The following is a 19,904-nucleotide window of genomic DNA, read 5'->3' on the forward strand; positions in this document are numbered from 1 at the left end:
GGCAGGCCTTTGAACCTGAGCCAAAGGGATAGTGGTGATAGAGTAACAATAAAGTTATACAGGGCTTAGCTTTGGACCTGAGCCAAAGGGATAGTGGCGATAGAGTAACAATGAAGTTATACAGGGTAGGGCTTTGAACCTGACCCAAAGGGATAGTGGCGATAGAGTAACAATGAAGTTACACAGGGCAGGCCTTTGAACCTGAGCCAAAGGGATAGTGGTGATAGAGTAACAATAAAGTTATACAGGGCTTAGCTTTGGACCTGAGCCAAAGGGATAGTAACGCTACGAGGGTAGCGATAGATAGAATAGATAGTGGTTAACCAAGATCAAAAAAACGAACCCCTAACGAGGTTCGTCTATCACATCAAGCTTCAAGCCTCAAACTCCTTAAATCCCCGCCGCGGCGTAGACCTTGTCGAAGCCCGCCTTGGAGCGCTCTACCAAGCTCTCTGGAGAAGCCGTCGGCGCTTCCGCCGTAAGGATCTCCTGTGCCACAGCGCCGGTGTAGCCAATGCGCTGCAGGCCTTGCAGGAAGCCGGCCAAATCAATAACACCCTCGCCCGGATACACGCGTCCGTTGTCGAGCACTTCCTCTACTGGCACATCCGGTGCATCGTTGATGTGCACGTGCACGATCTGATCGGCGCGGAGCTTCTCGATATCCGCGACAGTCCCACCATTCGTGTACCAGTGGTACGAATCGAACAATAAGCCCACGTTGCGCTCGCCAATCGCATCGATCCAATCCAACGTTTCATCAATGGTCCAGATGAACGGGTTCTGCCACCGTGTCCGCAGATGATGCGGACCGACGAACTCCAGCCCTAGGCGGATGCCGTAGGCGCCTAGGATTTGGGCGCACGTGCGCAATCTGCGCGTCGCGAGCGCCATGAAGTGCGCTGCCCCGAGGTCCGTCGAGGGCAGCACATACGTGCAGCAGCTCGTGCAACCGAGCGCTGCAGCCGCTTCCGCGGCTTGGGCTAGCTTCGGCAGCCCCTCGCGGAACACCTCTTCCGTGGAACGCCATTCCACGGGTAAACCAATGGACCCGACAACGAGTCCATTCTTCGCTAAAAGCTCCCGCGCACCAGCAACGGTGTGAGCTTCTACAAGGCTCACAGCGTCGATATCGACCGCTTGGAAGCCATTTTTTGCCGCTAACTCGATAAATTGCTCGTTGCTCTCGATCTTGCCAAGCCCTGCTCTAGATAACCCTCTAAGCATCGGATGATCCCTCCAAATGGTGTTTGTTTACTCGACTAATCCCAGTTCAACTTCACTTCACTACCTGTACGAGAAGATTCATAGATCGCATCTAGAATCAAATTGTTCGTATAACCAGAAAGCGCCGATGTGATTGGCTGTTTGCCCTCACGAATACAAGTTAGGAAATGTTGGCTGAGACGTTGGCGCTCACCTTCATCATTTTCAGGCTTTTTCAATTCCGTCTCGATCGCACGGTTGAATTTCTCTGTCAACAATTTACCCGTAGGACCTTTGTAGCTAGCTCCGCCATCTGCGCCCATGAGGTGTACGAAAGGCGTGTTGTCCGTGTCCATATGAACTGCCCAGCTCACTTCAAGCGTCAGCGTACTGCCATCCTCCATACGAATCAGTGCCGTTGCCAAATCCTCCACATCGTACGTACCGTTCCAATTCGGTTTCCCCCATGTGCCAATCCCTTTACGGCGTGGTCCGAATTCCGCATACGTTGCACCAACAACTGAAACTGGTTTCGGATTCCCCATCAAATAGAGCGCAAGATCCAGCATATGAACGCCGATATCGATCAACGGACCGCCGCCGGACTCATCCATTTTCGTGAACCAAGTCCCCCAGCCTGGAATACCTTTACGGCGGAACCAGCCGGTTTTGGCTGTATAGATTTTGCCTAACTCGCCGGCTTCAACCTGCTCCTTAATCTGCATAGGAACTGACTCCCAGCGCATTTGATGACCAATCATTACAATTGTATTCGAAGCCTTACTGGCATCATATATTTGTTTGGCCGCAGCGGCGTTAATCCCCATTGGCTTCTCGATAAGTACGTGTTTGCCCGCTTCAATCGCTTGTACAGCAAGGGAGGCATGGTATTGATTCGGCACCCCAATGATGACGGCATCGACATTTGTGCTTTGAATAAGTTCCTCTGGTGTAGCCGCGACATAGGCAATGCCATGCTCTTGCGCTTTCGCCTGAGCCAAAGGCAAGTAAGCATCTGTAATCGCCGTAATTTCGCACTGTTCTGCCAGCTTGGAAAATTCCCGAATATGAACACCGCCAATATTGCCTGCACCAATAATTCCAATTCTAATTTTGTTAACGCTTTCCACGATTCGTTCCTCCTCATAAGTACACGCTGTTGACCCTGCTTTTATGATAAAATAAGATCACTAAGAAGTCGTACCGTATATTCGGAAAACGTCCCATTTTTTCGAAGGAGCCCTGACTGATCATGACGTATTTTCCAGATTATCTAAAAACATACCCAAATATGCACTCTCCCTTCCCATTCCACCTTAGTAGAAATACATTGGAGCACGGCTTTCGCGCGCACCGACATGATTACCTGGAGTTCTCTTATGTTGTTGAAGGACGTGGAGCTGAATCAATAAATGATGTGAAACATACGATGGCACCTGGCACTTTCACGTTTGTTCTGCCCTATCAGGTGCATGAGATTTTTACAGACCCAGGTCAAAAGCTAGTTCTCTTCAATGGCATGTTCAGTATGGATCTGCTCATGGAGCCGGGAAACGATCAGGGACTGTCTGAGCTATTTCAGGACTCGAATGCATTGCCAGCCTATGTGCAGTTCGATGGGGCCGAACAGGCACAAATGACCGCCCTCATCGAAGATATGGTGAAAGAGTATCACAGCGACGAGCGCTATAGGCAGACGCTCCTAAAGGCCAAATTGAAGGAAATTCTGATCCGCTTTGATCGGCATCGCTACCAGCACGCAGGGCAAGAGGAAGAAGCTACGACGTTGGCCAAATCTCCATCAAGGTCCAGCCACGCCGTGTGGCCGATTATTCACTACATCCATCGGAATTATCAAGAGGATTTGGCGTTATCCGATTTGGCTGCCCGCTTTACAATGAGCGTCTCGCGGATCAGCGAGGTGATTAAGCAAACGACAGGTCAAACCTTCGTTCACTTCCTGCACGATCTGCGTCTGCGCCACGCCTGCAGCCTGCTGGTCTCCACTGACATGAGTGTCACGGAGATTGCGCTAGAGGTGGGGTATGGATCGTACAAAACCTTTTCGCGGATATTCCGAGAGACTAAGGGGATTGTGCCGAAGGAATACAGGCGAGTTGAGCATGGTCGGGCACTGACATAACTGATAAAGAACCTGCCATTTCGCACGATGCGAATTGCAGGTTCTTGGCAAGTTGCTATGTACTTGTTATATCCGCAAGAGCTGACAAACGGACAAATGAACCTTTTTAGCCACGGAAAGATCAGCTATTGCCCCTTAAACAAAAAAGGGACCCACAGCAACGGGCCGCGGGTCTAAGGTATATATATTTAAAAGGGGGTCGAGATTTAGTATAGGCTTGTTACCTTAAATCTACCTGAAGAAAAGATTGCAACCCTGTTACAATTACATAACGACTTGTTGCAGTTTGCTTTATTTATTCAGCACCCGATTGGAAACATCGCTGATTTGCTTCAATTCCTCATTGGTTAGTGTGAATTGCATCGCCTTCACATTCTCCTCCGCATGGTGCGTCTTCGATGCACCTGGAATAGCAAACACCGTCTCCCCATGTGCATGGATCAACCAATTCAGCGCGATCTGCGTTGGTGATGCATCATAAATGACTGCGAGCTCGTCCAACTTATCGATGAGGGGCTTCGATTGCTGTAAGCCCGCTCCTCTGAAGGCTGAAGTGAATTTACGAGGGCCCTTGATCGCTTTCACCAGCGCAGGATTCTTATGGAACTTACCGCTTAAGATCCCTTGCTCCAGCGGGGAGTACGCGATAATCGCGATGCCCAGCTCCTTCGCGGTATCCATGATGCCGTTGTGCTCAATCCGACGATCCAACAAGCTATATTTTACTTGGTTGGAAATGAGCCGGAGTCCGTGCTCCCGCAATACACGATCAGCTTCACGCATCTTTTTCGCGGAGAAATTGCTGACGCCCACGTTCTTGATTTTGCCCCGCTTCACTAGTTCAGCCATCGCGTTCATTTCTTCGCGAACGGACGAAAATGAGAATGGCTGATGCACCTGATGCAGCTCAATTGTTCGGTTCTCCAGCAATCGGAGACGATCATCGATGGTACTCGTGATACTGCTCGCCGTGCGCAGGGCTGGCCACCACTTTGTAGCTATGTGAGCCCCTTCAGCTAATGGCCCAGCTTCGCGCAACGCTTCTGCAAGCATTTGTTCGGATTGACCTTTTCCATAAACCTCTGCTGTATCAAACCAATTAATCCCGCCCTTGAGACTGGTCTGAACAATGCTGCGTACATCTTCCTTCTTCAGCACCGGCCAAAACTTGCCCACCATCCCTTGACCATTGCTAAACTGCCAACAGCCGAGTCCAAGAGGTGATAAGGCCAGAGACGAGCTGCCCATCTGCCTGATTACCGCTTTTCCCACCATACTTTCCCACCCATTCCTCGCAATGATGTGAATCTTCCATTGATTATACACGATCTCCGTTGGAATCACTCGATTCACGTGAAGATGCTCATTCTTCAACGAGAACGAGAAAAACCCAAACTGCCGAGAAAATCTCGGCAGCCTGGGCCTAAAGGTATCGCTTATAATAGCTGGAATGTAGTAGGGCTCTTATTGGTAATCCTTTGCTTTCTTCACCAATTCCTCATACGCCGCTTCCGGCGTAATTTTGCCGAACATCACTTTTTCGCCAATATCCTTGAAATCCTTAGCTGTGTAGTTACTCCAGCCTTTTGCCCCAGGGTTAAATGGCTGCGCATCAGGCGCAACATTCTTGATCAACTCGATTTGCTGTTTATCTGCCGGCGTCAGCTTCGGTGTCAAGTACTCGAGAACTTTTTTGGACACGGGTACACCACGCGTTGTTGTCAAAATATCCGCTGCTTCTGTATCGTTCACAAACCAGTCGATGAATGCTTTAGCCGCGTCAGGGTTCTTAGAATCCGCACTGACAGACCAGAACATGGACGGCTTCAGGAAGCCGCTGGCTTGCGCACCTTTAGGCTGTGTAACAAACTTATAAGCTCCCGGTTTTACACCCTCATAGCCAGGCAGCAAGGCTGCGAAACTACGCTTGATCAAGACCGTATCGTTGTTCATCAAATCCATCTTCGCATCGGATTCTTTATCTGTCGTCGCAACATCCGGCGGAGGAACTACACCTTCTTTACGAAGTTCAGCATATTTCTTCGCATACGTAATGTACGTATCTTTGTCCAAGTTGAATTTGCCTTCTATTGTAACCGGATAGCCCTTGCCTTGGCTGCTTTGGTAGGAGGAATACACGGTGTAGTCACTTGTCGCATCCATTAAGGCATATTTATCTTTTTCCAGCTTTGCTTTCGCATCTTTGCCAAATTGGAAATATTGATCCCAAGTCCAGCCATTAGCTGGAGGTGTGATGCCCAGTTTGTCTACAGCATTCTTATTAAATAACATCCCCGTAGCGTTATTGCCTAATGGAATCGCATACAACTTGTCTTTATATTTACCGGAATCAACCAGAGACTTATCTATATCTGCGATATTAATGCCTTTGGAAAGGTCCACGAGTTGGTTTCTACCACTGTATTCCGCTAACCAAGCCGGGTCCATCTGGATTACGTCAGGTGCGTTCTTTGCCGCAGCCTGAGTTGCTAGCTTATCCGCATAGCCATCAAACCCGGAAAATTCCGGCTCAAACGTAACGTTCGGATGCTTCTTTGTATAAGCTTCGAGTGCCTTCAAGGTCGCATCGTGCCTAGCTTGTGAGCCCCACCATACAATGCGCAGTTTAACCGGCTTATTATCGACTACAGCTGCTGTTGGTGTTGCTGCTGCACCACTGCTCGGTGTCGCAGCTTCGTTCGTTTTGGTTCCGGCACCGCATGCAGTCAGACTTACAGCTGTAAGTGCCGTAATTGTCAGTACACCCCATCTTTTTATCTGCTTGTTCATCATTTTGTTAACCCCTTCCTGTCTTCCATATTCAGAACTGTGTCAAAGCCGTTCCAATTAAAAACGAAGGTGCCGTAGCAGCTCCATTCATTCAGCAGCGCTTCTAGCTTCATTATATGAATGGAAGGACACAATCAAAATAAGGGTAATGAACACATTTCTACCACAATCGAGCACAACCTATTTTTTTCCGAGCTCACTGGGATTCATCCCATAATGCTTTTTAAAAATGGAACTGAAGTAAGCCACATTCTTGTAGCCTACCATTTCTGCGATCTCATAGATCATGTGCTTGCCTTCCGCCAGCAGCACCTTAGCTTTCTCTAGCCTTACACGGATCAAATAGTTCGTAAATGTCTCCCCTGTCGCTTTCTTGAATATCCGGTTCAAATAATTGCGTGTTAGATATAGTTGTTTAGATAAATCCTCCAAAGCAATGTCCTCTGCATAATGCTGGTGCGCATACTGAATCATAAAATCGATAGCTTCCTTATGTTTGGAATGTTCGCTCCATCCACGTTGTGAGGCAATACCAGAGATTTTGTTCTCGAGCCAATTCCGAAGCTCCTCGATCGTTGAGATCTTGGCAATTTCCTGGCTTGCTGGCAAACCGGGGAACAGATCGTCGAGCACGACACCTGTACTGTATAACGAATAGGCGAGAATCGTCCACAGCTCTGAGCATAAGTATTGTAGATAAGCCGGCGAAACGGGCGACATCTGGCGGAGCTGCGCTAAGTAGGCATCAACAATCGCAAGTGTCTCCTCCTTCTTGGCGTACACGATAGCCTCGGCCAGTTCTTGATAAAACTTGATGGGACGTATCGTCACAGCAGGCTCTTCTGCATCCGGGATCGATAGTCGAGTTCCATGATCTTCTTTCAACGTTTGCTGGAGTAAATCTAGGAACGCCTCTTCCGTTGAGTTGGGAAGCTGTCGCCAATCGCTCTGTACACTGCCAATTCCGATACGGATACTCAGCTTCAAATAGGTCTGCATACACGCCGTAAGATGCTCTCCGATATGCCTTATATTCGCCCTGGCCTCTGCATTCGATTGGGCTGAAGGGATGTGATACACGATGGCTGCATGATGACTGTGCAACTCAATGAATTCCGATTGTGGCCATTCCTGCTCTAGCACTTCACATATGATATTGGCTAGTGCAAATCGGAACAAGCTCCAATCTGTTAAGGTAAGATTCGATAAGCGATCCGTCCCCATCAGCTCAATGCCCATGACGAGATGCTTCTGCCGCAGCCACACTTTCTCGTCGATGGGCTCCATGCTTTCCTCTGCCATAGCCCGACCCAATGTACCCGTAACGACCGATTTTAGCCATTCCTTCTGCACGAAGGGTTCGTACATCATCAACCTGCGCCGTGTCTCCTCCTGCTCAAGCTTGGCCAATTCCTTGGTCTCCAGCTCGCGAATTACCCGCTCCAGTACGCCCCCCAACTCATCCATCGTAACGGGCCTCGACAAGTAATCGCTCACCTGTAAGCGCAGCGCCTGGCGCGCGTACTGAAAATCGGAATAACCACTGAGAATAATAATTTCTCCAGAAAATCCAACCTGTTTCAGCTGCTCAATCATCTCGAGTCCATTCATCACAGGCATGTAGATATCCGTTATAATAATGTCCGGGCTCGTTTCCTTCACCTTCAGAAGCCCCTCCTGCCCATCCATCGCTTCTCCTACCCATTCTGCCTCTAGCCGCTCCCAGGGAATGGATTTCTTCATCCCTTCCAACACTTGAAAATCATCATCAATAATAAGTACTCTCCACATGAAGGGCATCCTCCAGTTCTGTTTTATTATGCAAAATAGGGAGCAGCAGGACGACTTCCGTTCCACCTTCCTCTCTGTTTCGTAAAGTGACACCGTAAGGCTCCCCGAAATACGCTGCGATCCGGTCCATCACATTCCTGACGCCATAGCCTCCCGTTTTGCGTGGCTTCGGTGATGCCCAATCTGTCTTCAGCCCAACGCCATTATCGCGAATGATAATTTCTAATTCGTATTCCTTACGCTTAAGGGAGACGTTGACTTCCCCAGTCCTTCTGCCATGAAAACCATGAATGAAGGCATTCTCCACAAACGGTTGTATCGTTAAACGCGAAATATACAGATCTTTTAGATCTTCTTCGATATCCATGCTGTATGTGAGACGTTCTCCCCAGCGAATCTTTTGAATTTGCAGGTAGCACTCCACATGCGTTAGCTCATCCCGAATGGGAATGACCGTCTCTCCGTTCGAAAGGCCAATACGAAACATCTTGCCCATTAGCGAGACGATGGTACTGATCTTCTCTTGTCCGGAATCAATCGCTATCCAGTTCAACTGATCCAAGGTGTTGTATAAAAAATGGGGATTAATCATCGCCTGCAGTGCCAGTATCTCCGCTTCCCGCTTCCGCTTATGCTGCGATTGCAGTGATTTCAGCAGCTCTTCAATCCGCTCCATCTGCCGACGATAGCCATTAAATAAACTCCCGAACTCGTTCTCATAGTCCGTAGGCAGATCCACCACAGCTCCTGCAGCAGGTACTCGCCCCATTCGTGACAGTAACAATCGAATTGGTTTCGTGAACTGTCTGGATAGAAACAGCGTGAAGAAAGCGGTGATGAATATCGCGGTCAATCCAACGGAGACCAAAATATAAGCCAAGCGGATACTGCCATGTACAATCTCATTCCATGGCGTAATCTCAATCAGCATCCAGTCTGATCGCACCTTGCTCCATACGAGAAGCGCACCCTCGCCATGATCTTGGTTCACCGGTAGGTGAATATAATTCGAGGCGTTCTCCTTGCTATTGATCAGCCCAAGATCATTTTCACTTAATGTCGGCTTACCAATCGTAGCAATTGTCCTGCCGCTCGCATCCAACAACAGCCGGTTCTTCTCTTTGCCAGCGGACCCGCCCCGAACAAGACCTTCAATCGCCGTTGCCTTCACATTAAGCATCAGCAGCCCATAATATTTGTCCGAATTATTATAGAGCTTGCGGGCAAAGCTGATAAACTGCTGCGGTCCTTTATTCGTTGGGAGCGTCCGTTCCCCGACCCAGGTGAAGTCTAACTTCTCAATCTCCGGATACCATGACTCCTCCCGGACATGCGCCATATCCAGAATTTGCACAGGAGCCTGTGGATCGGTTTTCGTAGGGTTATCTATATATAAGTAGATCGACTGCACCATTGTCGTGCTGTAGGTGATGCTGGCCAGCATCCGCAGCATATCGTCCCTTCGATGAAATAATTCGAACGGATCCTTCTCAAATGGATCATACCCAATCGTATTCATATTTCGGGATGCCGCAAGCGACATCTGCTCAATCGATTTCAGCTGAATATCAATCTGCTTATTCAACTCATTAAGCATATCTTGCTGATAGTAAGAGGACGTATTCGCAAGTTCCTTGGACGTCGTACTGTAGCTAATCCAAGTAAAGACGAGCAGCAAAATGGATAAGAAAGAAGCGAAGCTCCCGAAAAACAAACGGTCAATCCGCACGCGTTTAAATAAATTCATACAGGCTCTCCCTTCTGGCGTAATCATGAAAGCCAAAAAAGCTGCACAATATCGCAGCTTTTCAAATAACTCTCCAAATTTTACCCCTTCACCGCACCGGAAGCAATGCCGTCTACAAAGTGGCGCTGAGCCATAAAGAAAATAATTAAGGAAGGTACAACCGATAGGAGTGACATTGCGAGCAGTTGACCCCAAGGCAAAGCAGACTGACTATCTACAAACAATTTGAGCGCAAGTCCTACTGTATATTTATCCACGGAGTTGATATACAACAGGTGCCCGAAGAAATCATCCCAGTTCCATAGGAAGCAGTAGATTGCTACCGTAACAAGTGCAGGCTTCGTTAGCGGCAGGACAATGCGCCAGTAAATACCGAACCAACTACAGCCATCTATTTTGGCTGATTCATCCAGATCCTTCGGAAGTCCTCTTATGAATTGAATGAGTAGGAATATGAAGAACGGTCCGCCTACCCCGCCAGCCAGAGCATGCGGGACATAGAACGGCAGATACGTATTCACCCAGCCGAATGTATTAAACATAATATACTGTGGAACCATCGTTACCTGACTAGGCAGCATTAACGTGACCATCAGAATAGAGAACCAGACATTTTTGAGTGGAAAATCAAGACGGGCAAATCCGAATGCGACGAGACTGCAGGAGAATACGGATGTAATCAGTACGCCCAGTGTAAGCTCGAAAGAGTTCATATAGAAGTGCGTGAACGTATATTTCGGCAAAGCCACCCAGCCTTCGGTGAAGTTGCTCCACAGCCACACTTTCGGGAACAAACTTGGAGAGCTCATCTCATCATTGGATTTGAATGCCGCTCCAACCCACCACAGGATCGGATAGACCATAAGAATACTAAATATCGCTAAAAAGATATGAGAGCCGAGGGTCCGGCGTTGTGTAATTGTCATTTCTTACGGCCTCCTTCTGTCTCATAGAATACCCAATAGCGGGACGATGCGAAGATCAAGGCAGTCGCGATGCCGATAATAACTAGCAGTATCCAGGCCAATGCGGAAGCATAGCCCATATCATAGCGGGCGAAGGCTCTTTCGTACAAATACAAGGCGTACATGTAAGTGGAGTTAATCGGACCGCCTTTGGTAATGATGAATGCCTGCGTGAACATTTGGAACGAGCCAATCGTCTGCAGCACTAGATTAAACAGGAGTACCGGCGAAAGCATGGGCAGCGTAATGGTAAAAAATTGTCTCAGCTTCGATGCACCATCGACCGAAGAAGCCTCATACAGCTCCGCTGGGATTTGCTTTAGCCCAGCAAGGAAGATGACCATCGAAGATCCGAACTGCCAAGCTACCAAAATAATTAAAGTACCTAGCGCTGTACCAGGACTACTGATCCAACTAATCCCCTCCACGCCGAAAATACTTAAAAATCGATTGATAAAGCCGTCGATGCCGAATATGTTTTTCCATAAAACAGCAACAGCAATACTACTTCCGATCAGGGAAGGCAAATAAATAAAAGTACGGTAGATCGAGATACCCTTGATATTCTTGTTAAGCAACATCGCAACCAACAGGGCGCTCACCAGCTTCAGTGGCACAGAGATGACAACGAACAACAGCGTGACGGAGAGAGACTGCCTGAACGTTTCATCATCAGCGAAGATCCGCTCATAGTTTCGCAAGCCAATCCATTCGGGAGCATCGAGCAAGGTAAACTTGGTAAAGGAATAATAAACGGACCGAATCATCGGCCATAAAGTTAAGAGTAAGAAACCAAGCAGCCATGGGGAGATGAACAAATATCCGGCGACAGGCGATTCCCAGCGGCCCTTCCAATTGAAGGCGGCGAACCGCTTTTGAGCCTGTTTACTGGCATTTGTCGTAGGTTGTGTACGCATATCGGGGCTCACCCTCTTCTCAAAGTAATTTCATATACCTGTAGTATAAAAGAGCCCTCCCTGCAAGAAAATGAGGGGATTGAACACAACTTCATCCCAATCGAACACAACCGCTGGGCCACACATTTCTAGCCCAACGAAAAAGGAGCTGCTCTCAGCAGCCCCCATCTCGCCTAACCCTACTCATACTCTCGCCCCTACTCCCACGTCCTCCTCGCTTGAGGACAACACTTCGCGTTTCATGAAGAAACACGTCATACATGCTACAACCCCGAATCCGAATCCGATGGCGACGATATACTGGAGGGTTTCTTCAACAAACGTAGTGATCCGCAGCATCACACCTAACATCAGCCCTTTCGAGGTATCACTTCCTTGATCCATCCTAAGCCCCCCTTTAACCATCAATGAGATTGATTTCCTTCACCCGTAATTGTCATTAAATGCTATACATCTATTGTACAGCTGCAGCCCCCCACGCTCATCAGCCGTGAGTTTTAGCCTCATCTCGGTCTAGAGATGTAGTTTGCCTGGCTATGGTATACTGTCCACATATGCATGATTGAAGGAGATATGATCGTTGAACGTGCTATACAAGCAACAAACCGACCACCATGGCATCTCCATTTATGATACAAACACCTTTTCAGGGGAAAAAGGCCGCTTTCGCATCTTAGAGTTTTCTAACCAAGCCATGCAAGGCGCGATGGATTTGGCGCATCCAGATCGCATTCTGTTCGAGTACCCGAGAGCCATGATTCATCTCATGACGGTGAACGCTCCTAGCTTTGATCGTGTTTTCCTCATCGGTCACGGCATTGGCACCATCGCCTCCCACCTCGCTGAGAAACGTTTCACTGTGGCAGAGCTGGATGCGCATGTCGTCGAGCTCAGCAGGCGCTACTTTGACTATAGCCAGAATAATGTACATATTGGCGACGGCAGGCAACTCTTAAGCGATGAACCTTCACACACGTACGATTATATTCTTGTCGATGCTTTTACCGAGAAGGGCACGCCCCTTTCGTTAACATCATTAACCTTTTTTCAAATGGCACGAGATAAGCTTGATTCCGATGGCGCGATTCTTCTGAACGTTATGGGGAAAGGTGAGCACGACCCGCTTCTCACGGCCATACATACCACGCTTAGCGAAGTATTTAACCACGTTAAAGCATTCGCCCTCCCCTCTGAGGGACGCCGCGATTTACTGAATATCATTCTAATGGGTCAAAATAAACCGATCACCAGTCACATGCGCCATATGGCGGGCTTCGTAGAAACAGAGTTAGGCTATGGGCATATCCTGATGGATGAAGCGTAATTTCCTTTTTTTATTCACCTGGGGGAGTTGTTTGCTTCCTATCGTTTATAATAAAATGTAAGAAGCAAAAAAAGTTCAATAGAAAAGGTGTCATTCATGAGCATATTAAATGTAGAACGACTTAGTCACGGATTTGGGGATCGTGCGATCTTCAACGATGTATCTTTCCGCCTGTTGAAAGGCGAGCACATCGGACTTATTGGCGCAAATGGTGAAGGGAAATCCACCTTCATGAACATCATTACCGGAAAGCTGCAGCCGGATGATGGTAAAGTGGAATGGTCCAAGCGCATGCGCGTAGGTTACCTGGACCAGCACGCGGTGTTGAGCAAAGGAATGACGATGCGCGACGTGTTGAAGGGTGCCTTTCAGTATCTATTCGATATGGAACAAGAAATGAACGATATGTATGGCCGTATGGGCGACGTTTCACCTGAAGAGCTGGAGCGCCTGCTCGAAGATGTAGGAACAATTCAAGATACACTTACGAATCAAGATTTCTACATGATCGATGCCAAAATCGAAGAAACGGCCCGCGGTTTGGGTCTGACAGATATCGGCTTAGATAAAGATGTCAATGATTTGAGCGGTGGGCAGCGTACGAAGGTCTTGCTGGCTAAGCTTCTTTTGGAAAAGCCAGACATCCTGCTTCTCGATGAGCCTACGAACTATTTGGATGAGCAGCATATCGAATGGTTGAAGCGCTATTTAAATGAATACGAGAATGCCTTCATCCTCATCTCCCATGATATTCCGTTCTTGAACAGCGTAATCAACTTGATCTACCACATGGAAAACCAAGCCTTGAACCGTTATGTCGGCGACTATGACCATTTCCTAGAAGTACACGAAATGAGAAAATCTCAGCTGGAATCGGCTTATAAACGCCAACAGCAGGAGATCTCGGAGTTGAAGGACTTCGTTCAACGTAACAAGGCGAGTGTCGCAACGCGTAACATGGCGATGTCTAGACAGAAGAAGCTCGACAAGATGGAAGTCATTGAAATTGCCAAAGAGAAACCGAAGCCACAGTTTAACTTTAAAGAAGGGCGTACGGCAGGTAAGCTCATTTTTGAAGCGACGGATCTGGTTATCGGTTACGATTCACCGTTGTCCCGTCCACTTAATCTGCGAATGGAACGTGGTCAAAAGATTGCGCTCGTCGGAGCCAACGGAATTGGTAAGACGACGTTGCTGCGCAGCATTTTAGGCGAAATCCCGGCGTTGTCAGGTTCAGTGCATAAGGGAGAGAACCAACAAGTCGGTTATTTCCAGCAGGAAATTAAGGAATCCAACAACAATACGTGTATTGATGAGGTTTGGAATGAGTTCCCTTCGTTGAATCAATTCGAAGTGCGCGCGGCGCTTGCTCGTTGTGGACTTACGACGAAACATATCGAAAGCAAAATCGTTGTGCTCAGCGGTGGCGAAAAAGCAAAGGTTCGCTTATGCAAGCTGATTAATCGCGAAACGAACCTGCTTGTACTCGATGAGCCGACGAACCATTTGGACGTGGACGCGAAGGAAGAACTGAAGCGTGCGCTGAAAGCGTACAAAGGCAGCATCATCCTGATCTCCCATGAACCTGATTTCTATCGTGATGTTGTAACAGAAACATGGAACTGTGAGTCCTGGACGACCAAAGTATTCTAAGCTGCACACGTAAAGAGCCTATCCCATCGCTTGATGATGGAGGTAGGCTCTTTGCTTTTCCACAAATCTGGACAAACCTCCTCTAAAATGATACATTATGTATCAGACGAAATTTGAACTAAGCCACGGAAAGCGAGGAACCGTATGCTTGTTTTTCGATTCTTCTTTACAAGCAAATTGCTGCTATCCCTGCTCATTCTTTGCTTCTTTGACGCACTATTTACCGACATTGGCCTGCAGCTAGCCCTCATCCAAGAGGCCAATCCATTGATCCGCTATCTCTACGAATGGCATATTATCGCCTACTATCTGGTGAAGCTCATTTTCCCAGTCGCTCTCATGCTGATATACCCCTACATTCGTCAAAAACTATGGGTAAAACCTTGCCTTACCCTCACCGTCGTGATTTATGCTGCCGTCAACGTGTATCACTTCGTCTGGCTTTCCTATGGACTAACCTACGTCGCTGGTCCTGCTTAGAAGGGATTGCAGCTCATCGGAAACATATAGAGAGGCCTGCTGTTACGTCTACCGACTCACTCGGTATTCACGTGAACAACAGGCCTTTGGTCTTTTTTATTTTCAATAACCCTCACGAATGGAGACGGTTGCGTCTTGCTGTCCCAGTATGCCGTCAATTTCATGCTGAATTCGTTTCAAAAGGGAGAACACCTCCTGTGGATCGATGCCTCTCTCCAGCTCTTTCTCCATCGCAAGGACCTGCGCTACCAGCGCGTCCGCGTAAAAATTCACAGCAATCCCTTTCAGCGTGTGGATCTTCCTTTTAACAGCAACAAGCTCTCCATCGCTAATAAAAGGTGCCAGCTGATCCTGAAAATCATGATAATCCATCTTGAATTTCTCAAGCATGTATTGAAAAATATGCAGCTTATGATCAATATTTCGCATTAACTGGTCCACACCAACACCTGGATATTGCTTTGACCAGTTCAACATGTCCCATTTCCCCAACATATCTGTCAGCTGGCGTTCCGTAATCGGCTTAATGAGCAAATCATTCATGCCCAGCTTCAGAAGCTGCATGCGATCCTGCATTAACATATTCGCGGTAAGCGCGACGATCGGCACAAGATTCAAGCTTTTGCGCTGCCTTAGCTTCTGTGTAGCCTCGTAACCATCCATCTCTGGCATATGTATGTCCATAAGAATCAGCTTAAATGTCTCTTTATCCGCCAATTCCAAGGCTTCAAGACCATTCTCTGCGATCAGCGGGTGATAGCCTAGCTGCTTCAATAACTCCGAAATAACCAGTTGGTTGATTTCATTGTCTTCTACCACGAGAATATTCCCTTTGGACGCAGCGGCCTGTTTATTCACTAAAAGTGCTTGTAGTACCGGCTCCACTGCAACGGATTGTATCCGCTCTTGAGCTAATCCTTCAATGACCATCTTCAGTTTAGCTCGGCTCACTGGTTTCACGAGCACCGCATCCGCCTGCAAAAGGTCTGGAAGTTCTGACATCTGTTCCCTTCCGTCAAGTGTCGTATACGCGATGACCTTCGTGCGTGAACGATCGATTGGAGCCATCACACGCTCTAGCCCATCTTGATACTGGAGTTCCTCCATTTGCATATCGAGAAGCACATAGTCCACAGGCGCAGCATACCAAGCATCCTCTTCCAACGTTCTCACCAAATCTGCTGTCGTTGAAACGCTGTCGATCTGAACAGGCATAGAGCTAAGCAATTCACGGATATGCGTTGCAACAAGCGGGTTATCTTCAGCAATCCGAATACGTTGGTTCTGAACGGAGTTCATCTGCCCATCCACATCTATAAGCTTCGTCCCTGCATCTGTTCCCGCTTTCCCCAGCATTAAGTTGAAGTAGAATCGGCTGCCTTGACCTAAGGTGGATTCCACTTGCAAGATACCGCCCATCGACTGAACCAAATGTTGGCAAATAACCAACCCTAAACCTGTCCCTCCATAACGCCGACTCATCGATGTATCCGCTTGAGAGAACGGAACGAAGAGCTTCGAGAGCTGTTCCTTGGAAATGCCAATTCCCGTATCCTCCATGGCGAATGAAAGTAAGTAACCTTCATCTGTTGTAGCCTCCAGAGCAACTCTCAACCTCAAATAGCCTCTCTTGGTAAACTTTATTGCATTATTCGTAAGATTAATGAGCACCTGCTCCAGACGAAACGCATCACCATTGACAAGATCAGGCAGATCCTCTGAGGTATCCAGCATAATCTCGATTCGCTTCTTTCCAAGTGAGACACTCGCAAGATCAGCTACTTTTTGGATGGATTCTTCGAGTGAGAAATCCAACGTTTCTAGTGTCATTTTGCCTGCTTCAAGCTTCGAGAAATCAAGAATATCGTTAATCGTAGCAAGCAGAACGTTAGAAGATGAATCAATTTTGTTCAAATAATCCTGCTGGATGGGGGATAACTCTGTCCGTTGCAGCAGCAAGGACAGTCCGATAATCCCGTTCAACGGTGTTCGTATTTCATGACTCATCCGAGCTAAGAACTGACTTTTGGCCCTGTTGGATTGATCAGCCTCTTCCCGCTTCTTCAGATCAGTGATATCGTGGACCGTTCCCGTTACACCATCAATCTCCTCATCCCCATCCATATAAAGAGGGGACAACGTGACATTATACGCGTGTTCCGAACCATCCGGATGCAGCAGCTGTATGCCGAATTGTTGCGTTTTCCGCTTCAGAATGGTTTGCTCGAATTTCATCTCCCACTTCTCTGGGTCATCCATCTGCACGACTTCCGTCAGCAGCTTTCCTTTCACTTGGTCCGATTCCAACTCGTAGGTAATATACATCTTACTATTCGATGAAGCTATTGTTCCATCGAGTCGAAAACGGAAGATAAAATCCTCTGAATTTTCTACTAATGTTCGATATTGCTCATCTCGCACTCTTGCTTTAACTAAGGCAGCTCGATGCTCCGTAACATCGCAGGCCGAGCCAATGAGTTCTGTCACATAACTATTTTTATAAATCGGTTGTAAGCTGACTAAGATCGTAAAGCCGTTATAATCATACTCATAATTCACACGTTCGCCCTGCCAGGCCCGTTCATAATAACCTTTGATTTGAGCCTGAAAAGCTGAAGTGAATACTTTCACATCATCTATCTTTTTGCCAATGAATTGATGTGGATACAGACCTAACATTTGCAGCAGCTGTCCTTCAATCACAATGAAAACGTATTCATCTCGATGTTTATGCAGTTTAAATGTGAAACCTGGCTGAAACCTAAGCATATCAATCAACTCATCTTCGACTTGTCGAAGCTGCTGCTTATATTCCCGATTTCGTAATAAATATCGCAAGAAGCACGCAATTACGAAGACACACATCAACTGGTAAGTGATATATTTCCAGATCGTATCAGGCGACGTCCCATACACCATCCACACCAACGTATAGTAGAAGACAAAAAAGAATGTGGAAGCCGACATCCATTGTAACCAATAGGTTTTTATTTTGGCAAAGATTATGCTCGTTCCCGTAATCGTTGCAAGCCCAATCAGCAATAGCGGCAAAGAAATCGTTCCGTCCATAATGAATCTCCCTATCCATAAACAAACAAAAGTGATAAATATTGAAAGCATACCACCCATATAGGCAGATAAGAGTAAACCTACACCCCTGAAATTTAGACTTACCAGCGGTTCCAACTGAATACTATAATTCAGTAAGACAACCACCAACGCTCCGTGCGCCAATCCGATATACACTTTAGTTACCCAGGTTGGCCTCTGATCAAGCTTCATGATGAGAAAGAAGTGTTCTACAAATACGACAAAAACAGTTATTACGGAAAAATTGATAATTAAATCACGTAACAGAACAATCACCAACCCGTTTATTGACTCTAGTGGGAACCTTATCTAATCCTTCATCATTCTATCATGTCTCTTAAGCTAGTTGAAACAACATTTGTTCGATAAGGCAAACTTCGACAGGCTTACTATAGTAATACCCTTGAACGAAGCGACAACCATACTCACGCAGCACCTGCAGCTCTTCTTCCGTTTCAACACCTTCCGCAACAACAGACAGATTCAATTGCTTCGCCATAGAAAGCATCGTACTCACAATAACAGCATTCACATGTCCATGTTGTAAATCTTTAATGAAAGATTTATCAATTTTCACTTTGTCGACGGGTAAGTCACGCAGGTAACCAAGTGAGCTATAGCCCGTTCCGAAATCATCCATCGCAATTCTCAGACCTAGCTTCTTGAGTTTCCCTAGCGCATCCGCGGCAAGTCTAGCATCTACACTTAGACTCTCTGTAATCTCTAATTCTAAGTACTTAGGATCTAAGCCAGTTTCCTCCAGAATGGCTGCAATCGTCATACTTAACCGACAATCATTAAACTGCTTGCGTGATAAATTCACGGCTACAAACATAGGTGGAAGGCCGGCCTTTCGCCATTTCTGGTTTTGTTGGCAGGCCTCTCTCAGCACCCACTCACCAATTTCGTGAATGAGCCCACTTTCCTCTGCAATCGAAATAAACTCCGTTGGCGGGACATCGCCAAAATCAGGATTATCCCAACGAAGCAGACATTCCAACCCGACAACAACGCTCGTACTGATATCAACAACAGGTTGATAGACCAGTTTTAACTCTCGCTTGGAGATCGCCTTGCGCAGATGAACCTCAATATCCATTCTTCTCTGCAGCATTACGCTACTGCTTAAAGGAGTGCTAGGCTGTGTACATTCCACATAGCCCTCTACATGGGCAGTGGCGGGGTAGACACCTTTGACCCCATTTTGAATAGCGACCTTACATCGTTCTAAGAAGTAGGTAATGACCCCTTCGCCATTTAATCCTGCAATTAACATCTCTTTATGAAAATAATCGACCGCGCCAAAGCGCATCGCTTGGATCGTTTGAACCGAGCCTTCTGAAGTATGTGTACTTAGCATTATCACAGGAATAGGGCTATGGTCCATAATGAGCTGAAGTGCTGTAAGTCCTAGTAAATTCGGTAAGTCCATATCAATAAGGACTAGATCAGGCTTATCACGAAGCATACATACCAATGCGGCACTGCCATGTGCTACAATTCCTGTCAGAATAAGCTGCTCATCCTGCTTCAATATGGTCGTAATGACCTCTTGAGTTTGTTCGGACACACTCACTACCAGTACTCCATACCTGCCTGTCAGACTCATTTTTTCGCCACCTTTTTAAGCCATTCTTACTTATAATCCCATTGTACTTTCCACTTATTAGGTTACTTACTTAAATCTCATGAATTTTTTTGCTCTATTTCGCTAATATTTTACTAACATTTTTTTGAAATCCCTATATGAAAACGGTTTACTCTTAAAATTCGACAGCGTATAATAGATTTATTAGCT

15 protein-coding genes are annotated in these 19,904 nt (G+C 47.0%); 4 read left to right on the plus strand and 11 right to left on the minus strand.

The window, feature by feature from the left end; translation table 11 throughout:
• Positions 1-390 precede the first annotated feature (390 nt).
• Positions 391-1,227, minus strand: coding sequence for a sugar phosphate isomerase/epimerase family protein (locus tag J2736_RS29750; protein ID WP_310502214.1), 837 nt, complete (start codon positions 1,225-1,227; stop codon positions 391-393).
• 35 nt (positions 1,228-1,262) lie between these two features.
• Positions 1,263-2,336: a Gfo/Idh/MocA family protein gene (locus tag J2736_RS29755; RefSeq protein ID WP_310502215.1), complete on the minus strand. Its 1,074-nt coding sequence runs from the start codon at positions 2,334-2,336 to the stop codon at positions 1,263-1,265.
• A gap of 122 nt (positions 2,337-2,458) precedes the next feature.
• On the opposite strand from J2736_RS29755, the gene J2736_RS29760 reads away from it, so the two are divergent.
• Positions 2,459-3,349, plus strand: coding sequence for an AraC family transcriptional regulator (locus J2736_RS29760; RefSeq protein WP_310502216.1), 891 nt, complete (start codon positions 2,459-2,461; stop codon positions 3,347-3,349).
• A gap of 291 nt (positions 3,350-3,640) precedes the next feature.
• On the opposite strand, the gene J2736_RS29765 is transcribed toward J2736_RS29760, so the two are convergent.
• The 7 genes from J2736_RS29765 to J2736_RS29795 form a co-directional block, all read right to left on the minus strand.
• Positions 3,641-4,624, minus strand: coding sequence for an aldo/keto reductase (locus J2736_RS29765; protein ID WP_310502286.1), 984 nt, complete (start codon positions 4,622-4,624; stop codon positions 3,641-3,643).
• Positions 4,625-4,813: 189 nt separating this feature from the next.
• Positions 4,814-6,142, minus strand: coding sequence for an ABC transporter substrate-binding protein (locus tag J2736_RS29770; protein WP_310502217.1), 1,329 nt, complete (start codon positions 6,140-6,142; stop codon positions 4,814-4,816).
• 177 nt (positions 6,143-6,319) lie between these two features.
• Positions 6,320-7,930, minus strand: coding sequence for a response regulator transcription factor (locus J2736_RS29775; RefSeq protein ID WP_310502218.1), 1,611 nt, complete (start codon positions 7,928-7,930; stop codon positions 6,320-6,322).
• The gene (locus J2736_RS29780; protein WP_310502219.1) at positions 7,908-9,677 is read right to left on the minus strand and encodes a sensor histidine kinase; all 1,770 of its coding nucleotides are present in this window, start codon (positions 9,675-9,677) and stop codon (positions 7,908-7,910) included. The genes J2736_RS29775 and J2736_RS29780 overlap by 23 nt, the downstream gene beginning before the upstream one ends.
• A gap of 80 nt (positions 9,678-9,757) precedes the next feature.
• Complete coding sequence (locus tag J2736_RS29785) at positions 9,758-10,603, minus strand: carbohydrate ABC transporter permease (protein ID WP_310502220.1); 846 nt, start codon at positions 10,601-10,603, stop codon at positions 9,758-9,760.
• Positions 10,600-11,559 (minus strand): carbohydrate ABC transporter permease, encoded by a 960-nt coding sequence (locus tag J2736_RS29790; protein WP_310502221.1) that lies wholly within the window; start codon positions 11,557-11,559, stop codon positions 10,600-10,602. The genes J2736_RS29785 and J2736_RS29790 overlap by 4 nt, the downstream gene beginning before the upstream one ends.
• 183 nt (positions 11,560-11,742) lie before the next feature.
• Positions 11,743-11,943 (minus strand): hypothetical protein, encoded by a 201-nt coding sequence (locus J2736_RS29795; RefSeq protein ID WP_310502222.1) that lies wholly within the window; start codon positions 11,941-11,943, stop codon positions 11,743-11,745.
• Between the two features lie 196 nt (positions 11,944-12,139).
• Between J2736_RS29795 and J2736_RS29800 the strand changes: the two genes are divergently transcribed.
• The 3 genes from J2736_RS29800 (at position 12,140) to J2736_RS29810 (ending at position 15,016) form a co-directional block, all read left to right on the plus strand.
• The gene (locus J2736_RS29800; RefSeq protein ID WP_397341923.1) at positions 12,140-12,883 is read left to right on the plus strand and encodes a spermidine synthase; all 744 of its coding nucleotides are present in this window, start codon (positions 12,140-12,142) and stop codon (positions 12,881-12,883) included.
• Positions 12,884-12,979: 96 nt separating this feature from the next.
• Positions 12,980-14,536 carry an ABC-F family ATP-binding cassette domain-containing protein gene (locus J2736_RS29805; RefSeq protein WP_171637022.1) on the plus strand — a complete coding sequence of 519 codons (1,557 nt, stop codon included), beginning with the start codon at positions 12,980-12,982 and terminating at the stop codon, positions 14,534-14,536.
• Between the two features lie 144 nt (positions 14,537-14,680).
• Positions 14,681-15,016: a DUF5658 family protein gene (locus tag J2736_RS29810; protein ID WP_310502223.1), complete on the plus strand. Its 336-nt coding sequence runs from the start codon at positions 14,681-14,683 to the stop codon at positions 15,014-15,016.
• Between the two features lie 102 nt (positions 15,017-15,118).
• Here J2736_RS29810 and J2736_RS29815 read toward each other — a convergent pair whose 3' ends face one another.
• Both J2736_RS29815 and J2736_RS29820 read right to left on the minus strand, forming a co-directional pair.
• Positions 15,119-18,085, minus strand: a complete 2,967-nt coding sequence (locus tag J2736_RS29815) for a hybrid sensor histidine kinase/response regulator (RefSeq protein WP_310502224.1) — start codon at positions 18,083-18,085, stop codon at positions 15,119-15,121.
• Between the two features lie 358 nt (positions 18,086-18,443).
• Positions 18,444-19,715: an EAL domain-containing protein gene (locus J2736_RS29820; RefSeq protein ID WP_310502225.1), complete on the minus strand. Its 1,272-nt coding sequence runs from the start codon at positions 19,713-19,715 to the stop codon at positions 18,444-18,446.
• Positions 19,716-19,904: the final 189 nt, after the last annotated feature.

Source organism: Paenibacillus qinlingensis (assembly GCF_031455095.1).
GTDB lineage: Bacteria > Bacillota > Bacilli > Paenibacillales > NBRC-103111 > Paenibacillus_E > Paenibacillus_E qinlingensis_A.

Bases quoted from the DNA above. Each gene is read 5' to 3' on its own strand.
- J2736_RS29775 (WP_310502218.1), bottom strand. From the start codon at position 7,930: ATGTGGAGAGTACTTATTATTGATGATGATTTTCAAGTGTTGGAAGGG.
- J2736_RS29810 (WP_310502223.1), top strand. From the start codon at position 14,681: ATGCTTGTTTTTCGATTCTTCTTTACAAGCAAATTGCTGCTATCCCTG.
- J2736_RS29780 (WP_310502219.1), bottom strand. From the start codon at position 9,677: ATGAATTTATTTAAACGCGTGCGGATTGACCGTTTGTTTTTCGGGAGC.
- J2736_RS29750 (WP_310502214.1), bottom strand. From the start codon at position 1,227: ATGCTTAGAGGGTTATCTAGAGCAGGGCTTGGCAAGATCGAGAGCAAC.
- J2736_RS29815 (WP_310502224.1), bottom strand. From the start codon at position 18,085: ATGGACGGAACGATTTCTTTGCCGCTATTGCTGATTGGGCTTGCAACG.
- J2736_RS29770 (WP_310502217.1), bottom strand. From the start codon at position 6,142: ATGATGAACAAGCAGATAAAAAGATGGGGTGTACTGACAATTACGGCA.
- J2736_RS29765 (WP_310502286.1), bottom strand. From the start codon at position 4,624: ATGGTGGGAAAAGCGGTAATCAGGCAGATGGGCAGCTCGTCTCTGGCC.
- J2736_RS29820 (WP_310502225.1), bottom strand. From the start codon at position 19,715: ATGAGTCTGACAGGCAGGTATGGAGTACTGGTAGTGAGTGTGTCCGAA.
- J2736_RS29790 (WP_310502221.1), bottom strand. From the start codon at position 11,559: ATGCGTACACAACCTACGACAAATGCCAGTAAACAGGCTCAAAAGCGG.
- J2736_RS29785 (WP_310502220.1), bottom strand. From the start codon at position 10,603: ATGACAATTACACAACGCCGGACCCTCGGCTCTCATATCTTTTTAGCG.
- J2736_RS29805 (WP_171637022.1), top strand. From the start codon at position 12,980: ATGAGCATATTAAATGTAGAACGACTTAGTCACGGATTTGGGGATCGT.
- J2736_RS29760 (WP_310502216.1), top strand. From the start codon at position 2,459: ATGACGTATTTTCCAGATTATCTAAAAACATACCCAAATATGCACTCT.
- J2736_RS29795 (WP_310502222.1), bottom strand. From the start codon at position 11,943: ATGGATCAAGGAAGTGATACCTCGAAAGGGCTGATGTTAGGTGTGATG.